17 protein-coding genes are annotated in these 16,901 nt (G+C 65.1%); all 17 read left to right on the top strand.

Annotated elements, in window-relative coordinates:
* Position 1: 1 nt before the first annotated feature.
* The 17 genes from nuoE (at position 2) to mtnK (ending at position 16,896) form a co-directional block, all read left to right on the top strand.
* Complete coding sequence (gene nuoE, locus AAFG50_RS23490) at positions 2–613, top strand: NADH-quinone oxidoreductase subunit NuoE (protein ID WP_011087680.1); 612 nt, start codon at positions 2–4, stop codon at positions 611–613.
* Positions 613–819, top strand: a complete 207-nt coding sequence (locus AAFG50_RS23485) for a hypothetical protein (protein WP_011087679.1) — start codon at positions 613–615, stop codon at positions 817–819. The genes nuoE and AAFG50_RS23485 overlap by 1 nt, the downstream gene beginning before the upstream one ends.
* A 15-nt stretch (positions 820–834) precedes the next feature.
* On the top strand, positions 835–2,160 hold the full coding sequence (nuoF, locus tag AAFG50_RS23480) for an NADH-quinone oxidoreductase subunit NuoF (protein WP_011087678.1): 1,326 nt from the start codon (positions 835–837) through the stop codon (positions 2,158–2,160).
* A 5-nt stretch (positions 2,161–2,165) separates the two neighbouring features.
* Positions 2,166–4,241: an NADH-quinone oxidoreductase subunit NuoG gene (gene nuoG, locus AAFG50_RS23475; protein ID WP_028171713.1), complete on the top strand. Its 2,076-nt coding sequence runs from the start codon at positions 2,166–2,168 to the stop codon at positions 4,239–4,241.
* 10 nt (positions 4,242–4,251) lie between these two features.
* On the top strand, positions 4,252–5,319 hold the full coding sequence (nuoH, locus tag AAFG50_RS23470) for an NADH-quinone oxidoreductase subunit NuoH (RefSeq protein ID WP_074076914.1): 1,068 nt from the start codon (positions 4,252–4,254) through the stop codon (positions 5,317–5,319).
* A 14-nt stretch (positions 5,320–5,333) separates the two neighbouring features.
* Positions 5,334–5,822, top strand: coding sequence for an NADH-quinone oxidoreductase subunit NuoI (gene nuoI, locus AAFG50_RS23465; protein WP_026232873.1), 489 nt, complete (start codon positions 5,334–5,336; stop codon positions 5,820–5,822).
* A gap of 137 nt (positions 5,823–5,959) precedes the next feature.
* A complete protein-coding gene (locus AAFG50_RS23460) occupies positions 5,960–6,598 on the top strand; it encodes an NADH-quinone oxidoreductase subunit J (protein WP_028171715.1) in 639 nt (212 codons plus the stop codon).
* A complete protein-coding gene (nuoK, locus tag AAFG50_RS23455; RefSeq protein ID WP_008547737.1) occupies positions 6,595–6,903 on the top strand; it encodes an NADH-quinone oxidoreductase subunit NuoK in 309 nt (102 codons plus the stop codon). The genes AAFG50_RS23460 and nuoK overlap by 4 nt, the downstream gene beginning before the upstream one ends.
* Before the next feature lie 8 nt (positions 6,904–6,911).
* A complete protein-coding gene (gene nuoL, locus AAFG50_RS23450; protein ID WP_161534773.1) occupies positions 6,912–8,984 on the top strand; it encodes an NADH-quinone oxidoreductase subunit L in 2,073 nt (690 codons plus the stop codon).
* On the top strand, positions 8,985–10,493 hold the full coding sequence (locus AAFG50_RS23445; RefSeq protein ID WP_028171717.1) for an NADH-quinone oxidoreductase subunit M: 1,509 nt from the start codon (positions 8,985–8,987) through the stop codon (positions 10,491–10,493). It begins immediately after the preceding gene.
* A 22-nt stretch (positions 10,494–10,515) separates the two neighbouring features.
* Positions 10,516–11,952 carry an NADH-quinone oxidoreductase subunit NuoN gene (gene nuoN, locus AAFG50_RS23440; RefSeq protein ID WP_011087671.1) on the top strand — a complete coding sequence of 479 codons (1,437 nt, stop codon included), beginning with the start codon at positions 10,516–10,518 and terminating at the stop codon, positions 11,950–11,952.
* Between the two features lies 1 nt (position 11,953).
* Positions 11,954–12,760, top strand: a complete 807-nt coding sequence (locus AAFG50_RS23435; protein ID WP_028171718.1) for a biotin--[acetyl-CoA-carboxylase] ligase — start codon at positions 11,954–11,956, stop codon at positions 12,758–12,760.
* Positions 12,760–14,430: a ribonuclease J gene (locus AAFG50_RS23430; RefSeq protein ID WP_028171719.1), complete on the top strand. Its 1,671-nt coding sequence runs from the start codon at positions 12,760–12,762 to the stop codon at positions 14,428–14,430. The genes AAFG50_RS23435 and AAFG50_RS23430 overlap by 1 nt, the downstream gene beginning before the upstream one ends.
* A 66-nt stretch (positions 14,431–14,496) precedes the next feature.
* Positions 14,497–14,901 carry a methylmalonyl-CoA epimerase gene (gene mce, locus AAFG50_RS23425; protein ID WP_011087668.1) on the top strand — a complete coding sequence of 135 codons (405 nt, stop codon included), beginning with the start codon at positions 14,497–14,499 and terminating at the stop codon, positions 14,899–14,901.
* A gap of 9 nt (positions 14,902–14,910) precedes the next feature.
* Entirely contained in the window at positions 14,911–15,186 is a 276-nt protein-coding gene (locus AAFG50_RS23420; protein ID WP_011087667.1) for a DUF1467 family protein, read from the top strand.
* Positions 15,187–15,222: 36 nt separating this feature from the next.
* On the top strand, positions 15,223–15,570 hold the full coding sequence (locus AAFG50_RS23415; protein ID WP_011087666.1) for a hypothetical protein: 348 nt from the start codon (positions 15,223–15,225) through the stop codon (positions 15,568–15,570).
* A gap of 33 nt (positions 15,571–15,603) precedes the next feature.
* Positions 15,604–16,896, top strand: coding sequence for an S-methyl-5-thioribose kinase (mtnK, locus tag AAFG50_RS23410; protein ID WP_028171720.1), 1,293 nt, complete (start codon positions 15,604–15,606; stop codon positions 16,894–16,896).
* Positions 16,897–16,901: the final 5 nt, after the last annotated feature.

Genomic DNA, 16,901 nt, shown 5'->3' with positions numbered 1-16,901 from the left:
GATGTCCGTCCGCCGATTAGCACCGAAGGAAGTCCAGCCCGCGAGCTTTGCGTTCACGGAGGAGAACCTTGCGTTCGCCAAGCAGCAGATCGCGAAATATCCGGCCGGGCGCCAGGCCTCCGCGGTCATCGCGATCCTCTGGCGCGCGCAGGAGCAGCACGACGGCTGGGTGTCGGAAGCCGCCATCCGCGTCATCGCCGACATGCTCGACATGCCCTATATCCGCGTGCTCGAGGTCGCGACCTTCTACACGATGTTCCAGCTCGCCCCCGTCGGCAAGAAGGCCCACGTCCAGGTCTGCGGCACCACGCCATGCCGCCTGCGTGGCGCCGAGGACCTGATCCACGTCTGTGAGCACCGCATCCATCACGAGCCCTTCCATCTCTCCAAGGACGGCAATTTCAGCTGGGAAGAGGTCGAGTGTCTCGGCGCCTGCGTCAATGCACCGATGGTGCTGATCGGCAAGGACACCTATGAGGACCTGACCAAGGAGAGCTTTGGCAAGGTGCTCGACGGCTTTGCCTCCGGCAATCCGCCGAAGCCCGGTCCGCAGAACGGCCGCCAGTTCTCGGCGCCGATCACCGGGCCGACCACGCTGAAGGAGATCACCTGATGCGTGATCTCTCGTCGCCGGCAGTGGAGGGGAGCGGTGCCATGAAGAAGTGGGGCTTCATCGCGATGCATGCCGCCGTCGCGGCCATTTTCATCTTCCTGCTGCAGCGTTTCAGCCTGAACGCGTCGCTAGAATCCAGCCTGCTCTGGGCGCTGACCTTCGCCGTCTGCGCCGCCGGACTTGCCTACAAGCAGTCCAATCGTTGATCGGAAAGCACTGATATGCTCGAGGACAAGGACCGCATCTTCAAGAACCTCTACGGCCTCCATGACTGGGGGCTCGAGGGTGCGCGGCGCCGCGGCGCCTGGGATGGTACGAAGAACATCATCGACAAGGGCCGCGACTGGATCATCAACGAGATGAAGGCCTCGGGCCTGCGCGGCCGCGGCGGCGCGGGCTTCCCGACCGGCCTGAAATGGTCCTTCATGCCGAAGGAATCGACCGACGGCCGGCCGAGCTATCTCGTCGTCAACGCCGACGAATCCGAGCCCGGCACCTGCAAGGATCGCGAGATCATGCGGCACGACCCGCATCTCCTGATCGAGGGCTGCCTGATCGCCAGCTGCGCAATGAACGCGCATGCCTGCTACATCTATGTCCGCGGCGAGTTCATCCGCGAACGCGAGCACCTCCAGGCCGCGATCGACCAGGCCTATGAGGCCAAGCTGGTCGGCAAGGACAATGTCAACGGCTGGCCGTTCGACATCTACGTTGCGCACGGCGCCGGCGCCTATATCTGCGGCGAGGAGACCGCGCTGCTCGAAAGCCTCGAGGGCAAGAAGGGCCAGCCGCGGCTGAAGCCGCCGTTCCCTGCGAATGTCGGCCTGTTCGGCTGCCCGACCACCGTCAACAACGTCGAGTCGATCGCGGTGGCGCCGGATATCCTGCGCCGTGGCGCGGCGTGGTTCGCCGGCATCGGCCGTCCGAACAATGTCGGCACCAAGCTGTTCTGCATCTCCGGCCACGTCGAGCGGCCCTGCAACGTCGAAGAAGCCATGGGCATTCCGTTCCGTGAGCTGATCGAGAAGCATTGCGGCGGCATCCGCGGCGGCTGGGACAACCTCAAGGCCGTGATCCCCGGCGGCTCGTCGGTGCGCATGGTGCCGGCCGAGCAGATCATCGATACGCCGATGGATTTCGACAGCCTGAGCAAGCTGCGCTCGGGTCTCGGCACCGCGGCCGTGATCGTGATGGACAAGTCCACCGATTTGATCCGCGCCATCGCCCGCATCTCGTACTTCTACAAGCATGAGAGCTGTGGCCAGTGCACGCCGTGCCGCGAGGGCACGGGGTGGATGTGGCGCGTCCTGACCCGCATGGCCGAAGGCCGCGCCCACAAGCGCGAGATCGACATGCTGCTGGAAGTCACCAAGCAGGTCGAAGGCCACACCATCTGCGCGCTCGGCGACGCAGCCGCCTGGCCGATCCAGGGCCTGATCGCGCATTTCCGTCATGAGATCGAAGCGCGCATCGACCAGTATTCGCATAAGTCCGACATCGACGATATCGGCGTCCGCGATCCCGTGAACATGGTCGCGGCGGAGTAAGAGACATGACCAAGCTCATCATCGACGGCAAAGAGATCGATGTTCCGGCCGAGTACACGCTGCTTCAGGCGTGCGAGGCGGCTGGCGCCGAGATTCCGCGCTTCTGCTATCACGAGCGGCTGTCGATCGCCGGCAATTGCCGGATGTGCCTCGTCGAAGTGAAGGGCGGCCCGAAGCCGGTCGCGAGCTGCGCCTGGGGCGTGCGCGATTGCCGTCCGGGCCCCAAGGGCGAGCCGCCGGAAATCTCCACCCGTTCGCCGATGGTGAAGAAGGCACGCGAAGGCGTGATGGAATTCCTTCTCATCAACCATCCGCTGGACTGCCCGATCTGCGACCAGGGCGGCGAGTGCGACCTGCAGGACCAGGCGATGGGCTATGGTGTCGACACCAGCCGCTTCGCCGAGAACAAGCGCGCCGTCGAGGACAAATATCTCGGCGCACTGGTCAAGACCTCGATGAACCGCTGCATCCAGTGCACGCGCTGCGTCCGCTTCTCGGCGGAAGTCGCCGGCGCGCCTGAGATGGGCGCCACCGGCCGCGGCGAAGACATGGAGATCACGACCTATCTCCAGCACGCGCTGACGTCCGAATTGCAGGGTAACCTCGTCGACATCTGCCCGGTCGGCGCGCTGACCTCGAAGCCCTATGCCTTTGCGGCCCGTCCGTGGGAGCTCGGCAAGACGCAGTCGATCGACGTCATGGACGGTGTCGGATCGGCGATCCGCGTCGACACCCGCGGCCGCGAGGTGATGCGCGTGCTGCCGCGCATCAACGAGGCCGTGAACGAGGAGTGGATCTCCGACAAGACCCGTCACATCGTCGATGGCCTGCGCACCCAGCGCCTCGACCGGCCCTACATCCGCGAGGCCGGCAAGCTGCGCGCGGCGAGCTGGACTGAGGCCTTTGCCGCGATCGCCGCGAAAGCGGCGCGCAGCGACGGCAAGCGCATCGGCGCGATCGCCGGCGACCTCGCCGGCGTCGAGGAGATGTTCGCGCTGAAGGACCTGCTCGCCAAATACGGCTCGAGCAACCTCGCGGTGCAGGGCGGCGACGCCTTCGATCCCGCGCTCGGCCGCGGCTCCTACATCTTCAATCCGACGCTTGTCGGTGTCGAGCAGGCGGATGCGCTGCTCATCATCGGCGCCAATCCGCGCAAGGAGGCGGCCGTGTTCAACGCCCGCATCCGCAAGCGCTGGCGCTCCGGCGGCTTCAAGGTCGGCGTGATCGGCGCCAAGGCCGACCTGACCTATGACTACGACCATCTCGGCGCAGGCACCGAGACGCTCGGCGAGCTCGCGGCCGGCAAGCACTCCTTCATGGATGTGCTGAAGAACGCCAAGAACCCGATCATCCTGGTCGGCGCGGGCGCAGCCTCGCGTCACGACGGTGCCGCCATTCTGGCCGCCGCCGCCAAGCTCGCGATGGATGTCGGCGCGGTCAAGGACGGCTGGAACGGTTTCGGCGTGCTGCACGAGACCGCCTCGCGCGTCGGCGCGCTCGACATCGGCTTCTCCGCCGCGGCCGGTGGCCTGAACGCCGCGCAGATGACGACCTTCGGCACGCTCGACCTGCTGTTCCTGCTCGGCGCCGACGAGATCAAGGCGCCGGACGGCACCTTCGTCGTCTATATCGGCACCCATGGCGACCGCGGCGCGCACCGCGCCGACGTGATCCTGCCGGCAGCCGCCTACACCGAGAAGTCCGCGATCTACGTCAACACCGAAGGCCGTGTGCAGATGACCGGCCGCGCCGCGTTCCCGCCGGGCGAAGCCCGCGAGGACTGGGCGATCGTCCGCGCGCTGTCGGAAGCGCTCGGCAAGAAGCTGGGCTACGACTCGCTTGCCGCGCTGCGCCAGGCGATCTTCAAGGCGGTGCCGCATCTGATCCGGCTCGACCAGATCGAGGCGGGCAGCGCCGACCAGATCAAGAAGCTGGCGGGCAAGGGCGGTTCGCCCGAGAAGGCGCCGTTCAAGCCCCTGGTCGACGACTTCTATTTGACCAACCCAATCGCGCGTGCGTCCGCCGTGATGGCGGAGTGCTCGCGGCTTGCCTCCGGGCAGATGCTGACCGCAGCGGAGTGAGCGTGATCTGATGGAATTCTTCGAAAGCGCATTCTGGACCGGTTTCCTCTGGCCGCTGATCATCATGGTCGCGGAGAGCGTCTTGGTGCTCGTCGTCCTGCTGGTCGCGATCGCCTATATCCTGCTTGCCGACCGCAAGATCTGGGCGGCGGTGCAGATCCGCCGCGGCCCGAACGTGGTCGGCCCCTGGGGCCTGCTGCAGTCCTTCGCCGACCTTCTGAAGTTCGTGCTGAAGGAGCCGATCATCCCGGCAGGCGCCAACAAGGGCGTGTTTCTCCTTGCTCCCTTGGTCTCATGCGTGCTCGCGCTTGCCGCCTGGGCGGTGATCCCGACCAATCTCGGCTGGGTGATCTCCGACATCAATGTCGGCATCCTCTTCATCTTCGCGATCTCGTCGCTGTCGATCTACGGCATCATCATGGCCGGCTGGTCGTCGAACTCGAAGTATCCGTTTCTGGCCGCGCTGCGCTCGGCCGCGCAGATGGTGTCCTACGAGGTCTCGATCGGCTTCGTCATCATCACGGTGCTGCTCTGCGCCGGCACGCTGAACCTGTCGGCCGTGGTCGAGGCCCAGCATGTCCGCGGCCTCGCCAGCCTGATCGGGCTGCCGCAGCTCACCATCCTGAACTGGTACGTCTGGCCGCTGTTCCCGATGTTCGTGGTGTTCTACGTCTCGGCGCTGGCGGAAACCAACCGTCCGCCGTTCGACCTCGTCGAAGCCGAATCCGAGCTCGTCGCCGGCTTCATGGTCGAGTATGGCTCGACGCCGTATTTGCTGTTCATGCTCGGCGAGTACGTCGCGATCGTCACGATGTGCGCGATGGCGACGATCCTGTTCCTCGGAGGCTGGCTGCCGCCGGTGGACCTGCCGCCCTTCAACTGGGTGCCGGGGATCATCTGGTTCTCGCTCAAAGTCTTCTTCATGTTCTTCCTGTTCGCGATGGCGAAGGCGATCGTGCCCCGCTACCGCTACGATCAACTGATGCGCCTCGGCTGGAAGGTGTTCCTGCCGCTGTCGCTGGCGATGGTGATCGTGGTGGCCGGTGTGCTGCACTTCGCCGGCATCGCGCCGAAGTGAGGGCCGTCATGGGTATCAACATCAACGCCACTGCACGCTCGCTTCTGCTGTCGGAATTCGTCTCGGCGTTCTTCCTCGCCATGCGTTATTTCTTCCAGCCGAAGCCGACGCTGAACTATCCCTTCGAGAAGGGCCCGATCTCGCCGCGCTTCCGCGGCGAGCACGCGCTGCGCCGCTATCCCAACGGCGAGGAACGCTGCATCGCCTGCAAGCTGTGCGAGGCTGTGTGCCCGGCCCAGGCCATCACCATTGAGGCCGGTCCGCGCCGCAACGACGGCACCCGCCGCACCGTGCGCTACGACATCGACATGGTGAAGTGCATCTATTGCGGCCTCTGCCAGGAGGCCTGTCCGGTCGACGCCATCGTCGAAGGTCCGAACTTCGAGTTCGCGACCGAGACCCGCGAGGAACTGTTCTATGACAAGGCCAAGCTGCTCGCCAACGGCGACCGCTGGGAACGCGAGATCGCGAAAGCGATCGAGCTCGACGCGCCGTACCGGTGAGATGAGAGCATGATCCTTCCCGCCACCTCCTCGTCATTCCGGGGCGCGCAAAGCGCGAACCCGGAATCTCGCGCCACAACCTCTAGATTCCGGGTTCGCGGGCTTTGCCCGCGCCCCGGAATGACGGGGAATGTCCAATGATCCTTCCCGCGCTGTTCTTCTATCTCTTCGCCGGCATCTGTGTCGCCTCGGCGGTGATGGTGATTGTCTCGCGCAATCCCGTGCACTCCGTGCTGTACCTGATCCTGGCCTTCGTCAACGCCTCCGGCCTGTTCGTGCTGATGGGCGCCGAGTTCCTCGGCATGATGCTGATCGTCGTCTATGTCGGCGCGGTCGCGGTGCTGTTCCTGTTCGTGATCATGATGCTCGACGTCGACTTCCTCGAGCTGCGCGAGGGCTTCATCGAGTACCTGCCGGTCGGCCTCGTCATCGGCGGCATCTTCCTGTTCGAGCTGCTGCTCACCGTCGGCTTCTGGGTCATCAACCCCGGCGTCTCCAAGACGATCACGGCGGCGATCCCGACCAACGTGTCCAACACCGAGGCGCTCGGCCTCGTGCTCTATACGAAGTACGTCTACTACTTCCAGCTCGCGGGGATGGTGCTGCTGGTCGCCATGATCGGTGCCATCGTGCTGACGCTCAGGCACAAGGTGAGCGTGAAGCGGCAGGACATCAACGTTCAGAACGCGCGCACGCCCGACATGGCGATGGCGATGCGCAAGGTGGCGCCGGGGCAGGGGCTCTCGGATGCCGATGCGGCGGAGTGGGTGAAATGACGATCGGGCTCGGACACTATCTGGCGGTCGGCGCGATCCTTTTCACACTCGGGATCCTCGGCATCTTCCTGAACCGCAAGAACATCATCGTCATCCTGATGTCGATCGAGCTGATCCTGCTCTCGGTCAACATCAATCTCGTGGCGTTCTCGACCTTCCTCGGCGATATCGTCGGCCAGGTCTTCGCGCTTCTGGTGCTGACGGTCGCTGCTGCCGAAGCCGCGATCGGTCTCGCCATCCTGGTGGTCTATTTCCGCAACCGCGGCTCAATCGCGGTTGAGGACGTCAATCTGATGAAGGGCTGAGCTCAGTCATGGTTCAGGCAATCGTATTCCTGCCGCTCCTGGGCGCCATCTTGGCCGGCCTGATTGCGCTGTTCGGCGCTCATGCCCGCAACCCCTCAGGCGACGAGGTCGAGCATCACGGCGACCACGGTCACGGCGATGCGCATGCGTCCGCGGCCCATGACGACCATGGCCACGACGATCACGCTCACGATGACCACGGACCGGTCGAGCCTGCAGCGGCGGGCTCGCGCGCGGCGGAGCTGATCACGACGGGACTGCTGTTCGTGTCGGCGGTGCTGTCCTGGATGACGCTGGTCGATGTCGGCTTCATGCACCACGACATGCGGATCCCGCTGTTGCCGTGGATCCTCTCCGGCGACCTCCAGGTCTACTGGACGCTGCGGGTCGACACGCTCACCGCCGTGATGCTGGTGGTGGTGACGACCGTGTCCTCGCTCGTGCACCTCTATTCCATCGGCTATATGGACGAGGATCCGTACCGGCCGCGCTTCTTCGGCTATCTCTCGCTGTTCACCTTCGCCATGCTGATGCTGGTGACGGCGGACAACCTCGTGCAGCTGTTCTTCGGCTGGGAGGGCGTGGGTCTCGCCAGCTACCTGCTGATCGGGTTCTGGTACCAGAAGCCGTCGGCGAACGCCGCCGCCATCAAGGCCTTCGTGGTCAACCGCGTCGGCGACTTCGGCTTCGCACTCGGCATCTTCGCGATCTTCATGCTGGTCGGCTCGACCGATTTCGAGACGATCTTCCACGCCGCGCCCGGCCTCACCGGCAAGACCATCAACTTCCTCGGCTGGCACGCCGATGCGCTGACCCTGACGTGCCTCCTGCTGTTCATGGGCGCGATGGGCAAGTCGGCGCAGTTCCTGCTGCACACCTGGTTGCCGGACGCGATGGAAGGCCCGACCCCGGTCTCCGCGCTGATCCACGCCGCGACTATGGTCACCGCCGGCGTGTTCATGGTGGCACGCCTGTCGCCGCTGTTCGAGCTCGCCCCGAACGCGCAGGCCGTCGTGATGTTCTTCGGCGCCACCACGGCGTTCTTCGCCGCGACCATCGGCCTCGTCCAGAACGACATCAAGCGCATCGTTGCCTACTCGACCTGTTCGCAGCTCGGCTACATGTTCGTGGCGATGGGAGCAGGGGCCTATTCGGTCGGCATGTTCCACCTGTTCACGCACGCCTTCTTCAAGGCACTGCTGTTCTTGGGCTCCGGCTCGGTGATCTACGCGATGCACCACGAGCAGGACATCCGCAATATGGGCGGCCTCTGGAAGAAGATCCCCTACACCTACGCGGTGATGGTGGTCGGCACGCTGGCCCTGACCGGCTTCCCGCTCACTGCCGGCTACTTCTCCAAGGATGCGATCATCGAGTCAGCCTACGCCTCGCACAATCCGTTCGCGATCTACGGCTTCCTGATGACGGTCGTCGCCGCCGGCCTGACCTCGTTCTACTCCTGGCGCCTGATCTTCAAGACCTTCCATGGCGAGCCGCATGACGAGCATCACTATGAAGCCGCGCATGAGGCCCCGCTCTGGATCCTGATCCCGATCGGCGTGCTCGCGGTCGGCTCGATCGTCGCGGGCTTCCCGTTCAAGGAGCTGTTCGCCGGTCACGGCGTCGAGGAGTTCTTCCGCGAGTCCGTGAAGATGAACCCGCACATCATCGAGGAGATGCACCACATCCCCGAGACCATCGCCTTGCTGCCGACGGTGATGATGGTGCTGGGCTTCCTGGTCTCGTACCTGTTCTACATCCGCCGGCCGTATCTGCCGGTCGAGCTCGCGAACACGCAGCCGATGCTGTACCAGTTCCTGCTCAACAAATGGTACTTCGACGAGCTGTACGAGGTCATCTTCGTCCGTCCGGCGAAGTGGATCGGCTACCAGCTCTGGAAGAAGGGCGACGGCTTCATCATCGACGGCCTCGGTCCCGACGGCGTCTCGGCCCGCGTGCTGGACGTCACCCGCAACGTCGTGAAGATCCAGACCGGCTATCTCTATCACTATGCATTCGCCATGCTGATCGGCGTCGCCGGCCTGATCACTTGGTTCATGTTCGGCTTTGGAGGCCAGTAAATGACGACCTGGCCCATTCTATCGGTCACCACGTTCCTGCCGCTGGTCGGCGCGCTGATCGTCTATCTCACCCGCGGCGACGACGAGGCGGCGCGGCGCAACTCGCGCTGGATCGCCCTGTGGACCACGCTGATCACCTTCGCGGTGTCGGTGATCCTGGTCATGCGCTTCGATCCTTCGAATGCGGACTTCCAGTTCGTCGAGAAGGCGAACTGGCTCGCCACCGGCATCACCTACCACATGGGCGTGGACGGCATTTCGCTGCCCTTCGTGATCCTGACCACCGCGTTGATGCCGATCTGCATCATCGCGAGCTGGAAATCGGTCACGAGCCGCGTGCGTGAATACATGATGGCGTTCCTGATCCTGGAAACGTTTTTGGTCGGCACCTTCGCCGCGCTCGATCTCGTGCTGTTCTACCTGTTCTTCGAAGGCGGCCTGATCCCGATGTTCCTGATCATCGGCATCTGGGGCGGCCCGCGCCGGGTCTACGCGTCGTTCAAGTTCTTCCTCTACACGCTGCTCGGCTCGGTCCTGATGCTGCTCGCCATCATGGCGCTGTACTGGAACGGCGCCACCACCGACATCCCGACCCTGATGCACACAGCCGTGCCGCGGTCGCTGCAGACCTGGGCGTGGCTCGCCTTCTTCGCATCCTTCGCGGTGAAGATGCCGATGTGGCCGGTGCACACGTGGTTGCCCGATGCGCATGTCGAGGCGCCGACCGCCGGCTCGGTGGTCCTGGCCGCGATCCTCTTGAAGTTGGGCGGCTACGGCTTCCTGCGATTCTCGCTGCCGATGTTCCCCCTCGCGTCGCACGACTTCGCGCCGCTGATCTTCACGCTCTCGGTCATCGCCATCATATACACCTCGCTGGTGGCGCTGATGCAGGAGGACATGAAGAAGCTGATCGCGTACTCTTCAGTGGCGCATATGGGCTTCGTCACCATGGGCATCTTCGCCGGCACCTTGCAGGGCGTCGCCGGTGGCGTGTTCCAGATGATCTCGCACGGCATCGTCTCCGGCGCGCTGTTCCTCTGCGTCGGCATCGTCTACGACCGCATGCACACCCGCGAGATCGCGGCCTATGGCGGCCTCGTCAACCGGATGCCGCTCTACGCGCTGACCTTCATGGTCTTCACCATGGCCAATGTCGGTCTGCCCGGCACGTCCGGCTTCGTCGGCGAGTTCATGACGCTGCTCGGCACCTTCAAGACCTCAATCCCGACCGCGTTCTTCGCTTCGACCGGCGTGATCCTGTCGGCGTGCTACGCGCTCTGGCTCTACCGCAAGGTCGTGTTCGGGACGCTGGTCAAGCCGTCGCTGATGACGATCAAGGATCTCACCTTCCGGGAGTGCCTGACGCTGTTCCCGCTGATCGCGCTGACGATCCTGTTCGGCGTCTATCCGAAGCCGGTGCTCGACATGTCGGAGGCCTCGGTCCAGCAACTCGTCAACAATTACAACACCGCTGTGACGGCCGTGAAGGCCGCCGCACTGCTCCATTGATCGGGCAGGTCAGGATATCGCCATGAGCTTTGAGACTGCAGGTTATCAACTGGCGCCGGTGCTGCCCGAGCTCGTGCTCGCGGTCGGCGCCATGGCGCTTCTGATGCTCGGCGCGTATCGCGGGCAGGAGACCACAAAGACGGTCACGACGCTGGCGATCCTGCTCCTGATCGTGGTCGGCGTGCTCGAATACATGCTGCCCGCGGGCAAGCAGGTGACCTTCGGCGGCAGCTTCATCGTCGACGACTTCGCCCGCTTCATGAAGATCCTGGCCCTGATCGGCTCGGCGGTGACGCTGGTGCTGTCGACCGAGTTCCTGTCCGACCCGTCGCGCCGCATCTTCGAATACGCCATCCTGGTACTGCTCTCGACCCTCGGCATGATGGTGCTGATCTCGGCCGGCGATCTGATCTCGCTCTATCTCGGCCTCGAATTGATGTCGCTGGCGCTCTACGTCGTGGCGAGCTCGAACCGCGACAACGCCAAGTCGACCGAAGCCGGCCTGAAGTACTTCGTGCTTGGCGCGCTGTCCTCGGGCATGCTGCTCTACGGCTCCTCGCTGGTCTATGGCTTCACCGGCACGGTCAGCTTCACCGGCATCGCGGCAACCGCGACGACCGCGAATGTCGGCCTCGTCTTCGGTCTCGTCTTCCTGCTCGCCGGGCTCTGCTTCAAGGTCTCGGCCGTGCCGTTCCACATGTGGACGCCCGACGTCTACGAGGGCGCCCCGACGCCGGTCACCGCCTTCTTCGCCTCGGCGCCGAAGGTGGCCGCGCTCGCCGTCTTCACCCGTGTCACGCTCACCGCTTTCCCGGGCATCGTCTCGCAGTGGCAGCAGATCCTGGTGTTCGTGGCGATCGCCTCGATGGCGCTCGGCTCCTTCGCCGCGATCGGCCAGAGCAACATCAAGCGCCTGATGGCCTATTCCTCGATCGGCCACATGGGCTTTGCCCTGGTCGGCCTTGCCTCCGGCACCGTCGAGGGTGCGCAGGGCGTCCTGATGTACATCGTGATCTATGTCGCGATGACGCTCGGCTCGTTCTCGATCATCCTCGCCATGAAGCGCAACGGCCAGGCCGTGGAGCAGATCAGCGATTTCGCCGGTCTCTCGCGTACCAATCCGCTGCTCGCCTTCATGTTCGCGATGCTGCTGTTCTCGCTCGCCGGCATTCCGCCGCTCGCCGGCTTCTTCGCCAAATGGTACGTCTTCGTCGCGGCCATCAAGGCGAACCTGTTCACGCTCGCCGTGATCGGCGTGCTCTCCAGCGTGGTGGGCGCCTACTACTATCTCGCCATCGTCAAGACGATGTATTTCGACGAGCCGGCCGGCCAGGTCGACCCGGTGCGCGTCGAGGTGAAGACGGTGCTGGCGGTCGCGGGCCTGTTCAACATCCTGTTCGCGCTGTTCGCGGGCCCGGTGGTGAGCGTCGCCTCCGCCGCCGCAAAGTCGCTGTTCTAGGATGGGGTTCGCGCTCGGTCCTCGCGCACTCTCGGCGGGCTACAAGCTCGCGGCTTTCGAGCGGACCGGCTCGACCAATACCGAAGCGATCGAGCACGCCAGGGGCGGCGAACCCGGCCCGATGTGGTTCGTCACATCGGAGCAGACCGCCGGCCGCGGCCGGCGCCAGCGCGCCTGGATCGCGCCGCGCGGCAATCTTGCCGCCAGCATCCTCGAAGTCATGACTGTTCCGCCAGCCGTCGCGGCCACGCTCGGCTTTGCGGCGGGGCTCGCGGAGGAGGCGGCCCTCGAGAAGGTGAGCCTGGAGGCCGCGCTGCGCCTCGGCGAGGGCCGTCCCCGCTACGCCCTAAAATGGCCGAACGACGTGCTTGCCGACGGCAAGAAGCTCGTCGGGATCGGGCTCGAGGCCGAAGTCATCGGAGACCGCCTCGCCGTCGTCGTCGGCATCGGCACCAACGTCGTCGCCGCGCCGGAGGGCACGCCGACGCCCGCGGTGTCGCTGGCCGCGCTTGGCGTCCAGATCAGCGCGGAGGAGCTGTTTTCCGCCCTGTCCGATGCCTGGGTCGAGTTCCGCGGCATCTGGGACAATGGCCGCGGCTTTGCCGAGATCCGCAAGCTCTGGCTGGTGCGGGCCGCCGGTCTCGGCGAGAGGGTTGCGATCAACACGGGAACGACGACGCTCGAAGGCATTTTCGACACGATCGACGACGCCGGTTGCCTGATCGTCCGCACTGCTGACGGCCGACGCCTGCCGGTGGCGGCCGGCGAGGTGTTCTTCGGCTCGGCCGCCTCAGTGGGAGCTGCGTGATGGCGAAGCCTGACGAACTGGTCTTTGCGCCGCTCGGCGGCGTCGGCGAGATCGGCATGAACCTGTCGATCTACGGCCTCGGCAACCGCCAGCAGCGCGCGTGGCTCGCGGTCGATCTCGGTGTCTCCTTCGGCGACGAGGAGCATCTGCCGGGCATCGACCTGATCATGCCCGACATCAGCTTCCTGGAGAAGGAACGCAAGAACCTGATGGGCCTGGTGCTGACCCACGCCCATGAGGACCATTTCGGCGCCATCATCGACCTCTGGCCGAAGCTGAAATGCCCGATCTATGCGACCCAGTTCAGCGCCGCGCTGTTCGAGGCCAAATGTGCCGCCGAGCGCAACGCGCCGAAGATCCCGGTGACGGTGGTGCCGTCGGGAGGGCGCGTCGATATCGGCCCGTTCAACGTCGAGTTCATCCCGGTCGCGCATTCGATACCGGAGTCGCACGCGCTGGCCATCCATACCGAAGCCGGCATCGTGCTGCACACCGGCGACTGGAAGATCGACCCGACCCCGATCATCGGCCGCCCGACCGACGAAAAGCGGCTGCGCGAACTGGGCGACGAGGGCGTGCTCGCCCTGATCGGCGATTCCACCAACGCGGTGCGCGACGGCCGCTCGCCCTCCGAAGCCGAGGTTGCCAGGACCATCGCCGGGCTGGTCAAGGCCGCCAAGGGCAGGGTTGCCGTGACGACCTTCGCCTCCAACGTCGCGCGCATCAAGGCGGTGGCGGATGCGGCGCGGGCCGCCGATCGCGAGGTCGTCGTGGTCGGACGCGCCATGGACCGCGTGTCGCAGGTCGCGCGCGAGACCGGCTATCTCGACGGGGTGCAGAACTTCCGCTCGATCGACGTCTACGGCCATCTGCCGCAGGACAAGGTGCTGGCGCTCTGCACCGGCAGCCAGGGCGAGGCCCGCGCGGCGCTGGCGCGCATCGCCAATGACGACCATCCGGAGATCACGCTCAACCGCGGCGACTGCGTGATCTTCTCCTCGCGCACCATTCCCGGCAACGAGAAGGCGGTCGGTTCGATCATCAACAACCTGGTGCTCCAGGGCGTCGAGGTCATCACCGATCGCGACGCCCTGGTCCACGTCTCCGGCCATCCCCGCCGCGACGAGCTGCGCGACATGATCGCCTGGGTGCGTCCGCAGCTCCTGATCCCCGTCCATGGCGAGGCCCTGCACCTGCACGAGCACGCCAAGCTCGCGCGCGCCGCCGGCGTGCCGCGCGTCCTGGTCTGCCGCAACGGCGACCTCGTCAAGCTCGGTCCCGGCGATCCCGGCATCGTCGGCGAGGTGCCCTCGGGCCGTCTCTACAAGGACGGCACGATCCTGGAGGATTCCAAGTCCCGCGCGGTGGTCGAACGCCGCCGCATGGCCTTTTCCGGCTGCGCTTTCGTCGCCATCGCCATGACCGCGCAAGGCGAGCTTGTCGACGAACCCGAGGTCGATCTCGTCGGCGTTCCCGAGAAGAACAGGGCGGGCGAGGCCTTTGACGACCTGGTCTTCGAGGCCGTGATGTCCACGATCGAGGGGCTGCCGAAAGCGCGCCGCCGCGATCCGGACGCGCTGGCCGAGTCGGTGCGACGCGCGGTCCGGGCCGTGATCAACGAACATTGGGGCAAAAAGCCCGCCTGTCTGGTACATGTGCTGACAGTCTGATTGAGGCATGGTCTTTTCGGAAAGGCGCTTCACGCTTTTCCGGATCGTGCTCTGAGGGAGAGAAACATGCTGGGTCGGCTCAACCATGTCGCGATCGCGACCAAGGATGCCGTCAAGGCTGCAAAAATCTACGGCGCCGCGTTCGGGGCGCAGATCTCGGAGGCGGTCGCGCTGCCCGAGCATGGCGTCACCACGGTGTTCGCGACACTGCCCAACACCAAGATCGAGTTCATCGAGCCGCTCGGCGAAGCTTCTCCGATCGCAAAGTTCCTGGAGCGCAACGCGGACGGCGGCATCCACCATGTCTGCTACGAGGTCGTGGACATCATCGCCTCGCGCGACACCTTGGTGAAGGAGGGCGCCCGGGTGCTCGGCGACGGCGTGCCGAAGATCGGCGCCCACGGCAAGCCGGTGCTGTTCCTGCACCCGAAGGACTTTTCCGGCGCGCTGGTCGAAATCGAGCAGGCGTAAGGCCGTCCCATGGCCATCCAGATATCGACCGCGATCGCGATCTACTTCGTCATCTGGTGGGTCGCGCTGTTCCTGACGCTGCCGTTCGGCGTGCGCAGCCAGCACGAGGACGGCGTGGGCGCGCCCGGCACCGATCCCGGTGCGCCGATCCTGACGCGGATGGGACGCAAGCTGATCTGGACCACGATCATCTCGGCGATCATCTACGGCGCGGGCCTTGCCGCCTATCACGCCGGCTATCTCTCGATCGAACGCCTGTCGAAATTGATGGGCATGCCGTTCTAGACGTTCTTTGCTGACGATATTGTTTTGGGGGAACGAATGACTTTTCAGAGGATCGTCGTTGCGCTTCTAGTGCTGATCGTCGCCGGTCTTGGTGCCATCGGCTATTTCGAGTGGAAGATGGCCGTCCAGGTGCGAACGCTGAAGGCGTTCGTCGAGGGCTATGTCTTCAACGAGGCCGTGATGGCCTGCGAGCAGGCCAAGAGCTCGACGCCGTTCAAGTGGAACGGCGGCAAGAGCACCTCGGTGATCGGGCTGAACTCGGTCAAGCTGGACAAATACAACGTCAGCGCCAGCTACACGCTGGTGGCGGACGGCGTCTATTGCGATTACGATCCGATCAAGAGAAAGGCCGGGATCGGCTCGAGCTTCCTGGAGCGGGAGTAACGATCCGGCCCATAGTTATGGGGTAGGATCGTCATGACCGGGGACCGGGCAGGGGACTATCGGATTCTGCATGAGGCGGCGCTGCGGGACTATCTCGCGGGCCTGCCGGACATCGCGGCGCTGCTCGGCGCCGAGCCGGTGTCCTGGTCGATCACCGAGGTCGGCGACGGCAATCTCAATCTCGTCTTCATCGTCAAGGGCGACCGCGGCGGCGTCGCCGTGAAGCAGGCGCTGCCCTATGTCCGTCTCGTCGGCGAGAGCTGGCCGCTGCCGCTGTCGCGGGCCCATTACGAATATCTCGCTTTGTCGCGGCAGGCCGAGCTCGCGCCCGGCCTCGTGCCGGCGCTGCTGCATCACAACGAGAAGCTGGCGCTGACGGTGATGGAGCTGCTCGAGCCCCACATCATCATGCGCAAGGGGCTGGTCGCGGCGACGCAATACCCGCGCTTCGCGGGCGACATCACCACCTTCATGGCGCGCACGCTGTTCTTCACCTCAGACCTCGCGCTGTCCGCGGCCGAGAAGAAAGAGGGCATCGCCGCGTTCGCCGGCAACCATGCGCTGTGCAAGATCACCGAGGACCTGATCTTCACCGATCCCTACCGCATCGCCGAGCAGAACCGCTGGACCGCGCCTTACCTCGACGGCCTGGCCGCCTCGTTGCGCGACGACATGGACCTGCATGTCGCGATCTCCCGGCTGAAGCTGAAGTTCATGGCAAGCCCGGAGGCGCTGCTCCACGGTGATCTCCACACCGGCTCGATCATGGTCACGGGCAGCCAGACGCGGGTGATCGACCCGGAATTCGCATTCTACGGCCCGATGGGGTTCGACGTCGGCGCCGTGCTCGCCAATCTGCTGATGGCCTATTTCGCCTCCGCCGGTCACGAGCGCGCGCCGGGCGAGCGGGCCGCGTTCGAGGGCTGGGTGCTGGAGACGGTCGAGCGGGTCTGGACCGAATTCGCCGGCAAATTCCTCGACTTCTGGCGCGCCGGTGCTTCGGGCGATGCCTATCCGGTCTCGCTCTTCGCCGGCGAGAAGGGCGCCGCGCGCCTGGAGGCGGAGCGGCAGGCCTATATGCAGCGCCTGTTCGCGGACACGATTGGCTTCGCCGCGGCCAAGACCATTCGCCGCATCTTCGGCCTCGCCCACAACATCGATTTCGAGCTGATCGAAGACCCGAAGAAGCGGGCGATCAGCGAGGCCCGCGCGGTGCGGCTGGCGAGGGCGATGATGGTGGAGACGGGGGCGTTTCGGACGATCGCTGACGTGACAGGCGCCGCGCGAAAGCTGCGCGACTGGATGCCGGAGTTTGCGAACGGCTAGAGGCC

It is taken from the genome of Bradyrhizobium sp. B039 (genome assembly GCF_038965675.1).
Classification (GTDB): domain Bacteria; phylum Pseudomonadota; class Alphaproteobacteria; order Rhizobiales; family Xanthobacteraceae; genus Bradyrhizobium; species Bradyrhizobium diazoefficiens.
Note: the sequence above shows the minus strand (reverse complement) of the source record. Positions and strands in the feature narration are given on the sequence as shown.

Excerpts from the sequence above, each read along its gene's own strand:
- nuoE (WP_011087680.1), top strand. The coding sequence starts at position 2 with ATGTCCGTCCGCCGATTAGCACCGAAGGAAGTCCAGCCCGCGAGCTTT.
- AAFG50_RS23485 (WP_011087679.1), top strand. The coding sequence starts at position 613 with ATGCGTGATCTCTCGTCGCCGGCAGTGGAGGGGAGCGGTGCCATGAAG.
- nuoF (WP_011087678.1), top strand. The coding sequence starts at position 835 with ATGCTCGAGGACAAGGACCGCATCTTCAAGAACCTCTACGGCCTCCAT.
- nuoG (WP_028171713.1), top strand. The coding sequence starts at position 2,166 with ATGACCAAGCTCATCATCGACGGCAAAGAGATCGATGTTCCGGCCGAG.
- nuoH (WP_074076914.1), top strand. The coding sequence starts at position 4,252 with ATGGAATTCTTCGAAAGCGCATTCTGGACCGGTTTCCTCTGGCCGCTG.
- AAFG50_RS23460 (WP_028171715.1), top strand. The coding sequence starts at position 5,960 with ATGATCCTTCCCGCGCTGTTCTTCTATCTCTTCGCCGGCATCTGTGTC.
- nuoK (WP_008547737.1), top strand. The coding sequence starts at position 6,595 with ATGACGATCGGGCTCGGACACTATCTGGCGGTCGGCGCGATCCTTTTC.
- nuoL (WP_161534773.1), top strand. The coding sequence starts at position 6,912 with ATGGTTCAGGCAATCGTATTCCTGCCGCTCCTGGGCGCCATCTTGGCC.
- AAFG50_RS23445 (WP_028171717.1), top strand. The coding sequence starts at position 8,985 with ATGACGACCTGGCCCATTCTATCGGTCACCACGTTCCTGCCGCTGGTC.
- nuoN (WP_011087671.1), top strand. The coding sequence starts at position 10,516 with ATGAGCTTTGAGACTGCAGGTTATCAACTGGCGCCGGTGCTGCCCGAG.
- AAFG50_RS23435 (WP_028171718.1), top strand. The coding sequence starts at position 11,954 with ATGGGGTTCGCGCTCGGTCCTCGCGCACTCTCGGCGGGCTACAAGCTC.
- AAFG50_RS23430 (WP_028171719.1), top strand. The coding sequence starts at position 12,760 with ATGGCGAAGCCTGACGAACTGGTCTTTGCGCCGCTCGGCGGCGTCGGC.
- mce (WP_011087668.1), top strand. The coding sequence starts at position 14,497 with ATGCTGGGTCGGCTCAACCATGTCGCGATCGCGACCAAGGATGCCGTC.
- AAFG50_RS23420 (WP_011087667.1), top strand. The coding sequence starts at position 14,911 with ATGGCCATCCAGATATCGACCGCGATCGCGATCTACTTCGTCATCTGG.
- AAFG50_RS23415 (WP_011087666.1), top strand. The coding sequence starts at position 15,223 with ATGACTTTTCAGAGGATCGTCGTTGCGCTTCTAGTGCTGATCGTCGCC.
- mtnK (WP_028171720.1), top strand. The coding sequence starts at position 15,604 with ATGACCGGGGACCGGGCAGGGGACTATCGGATTCTGCATGAGGCGGCG.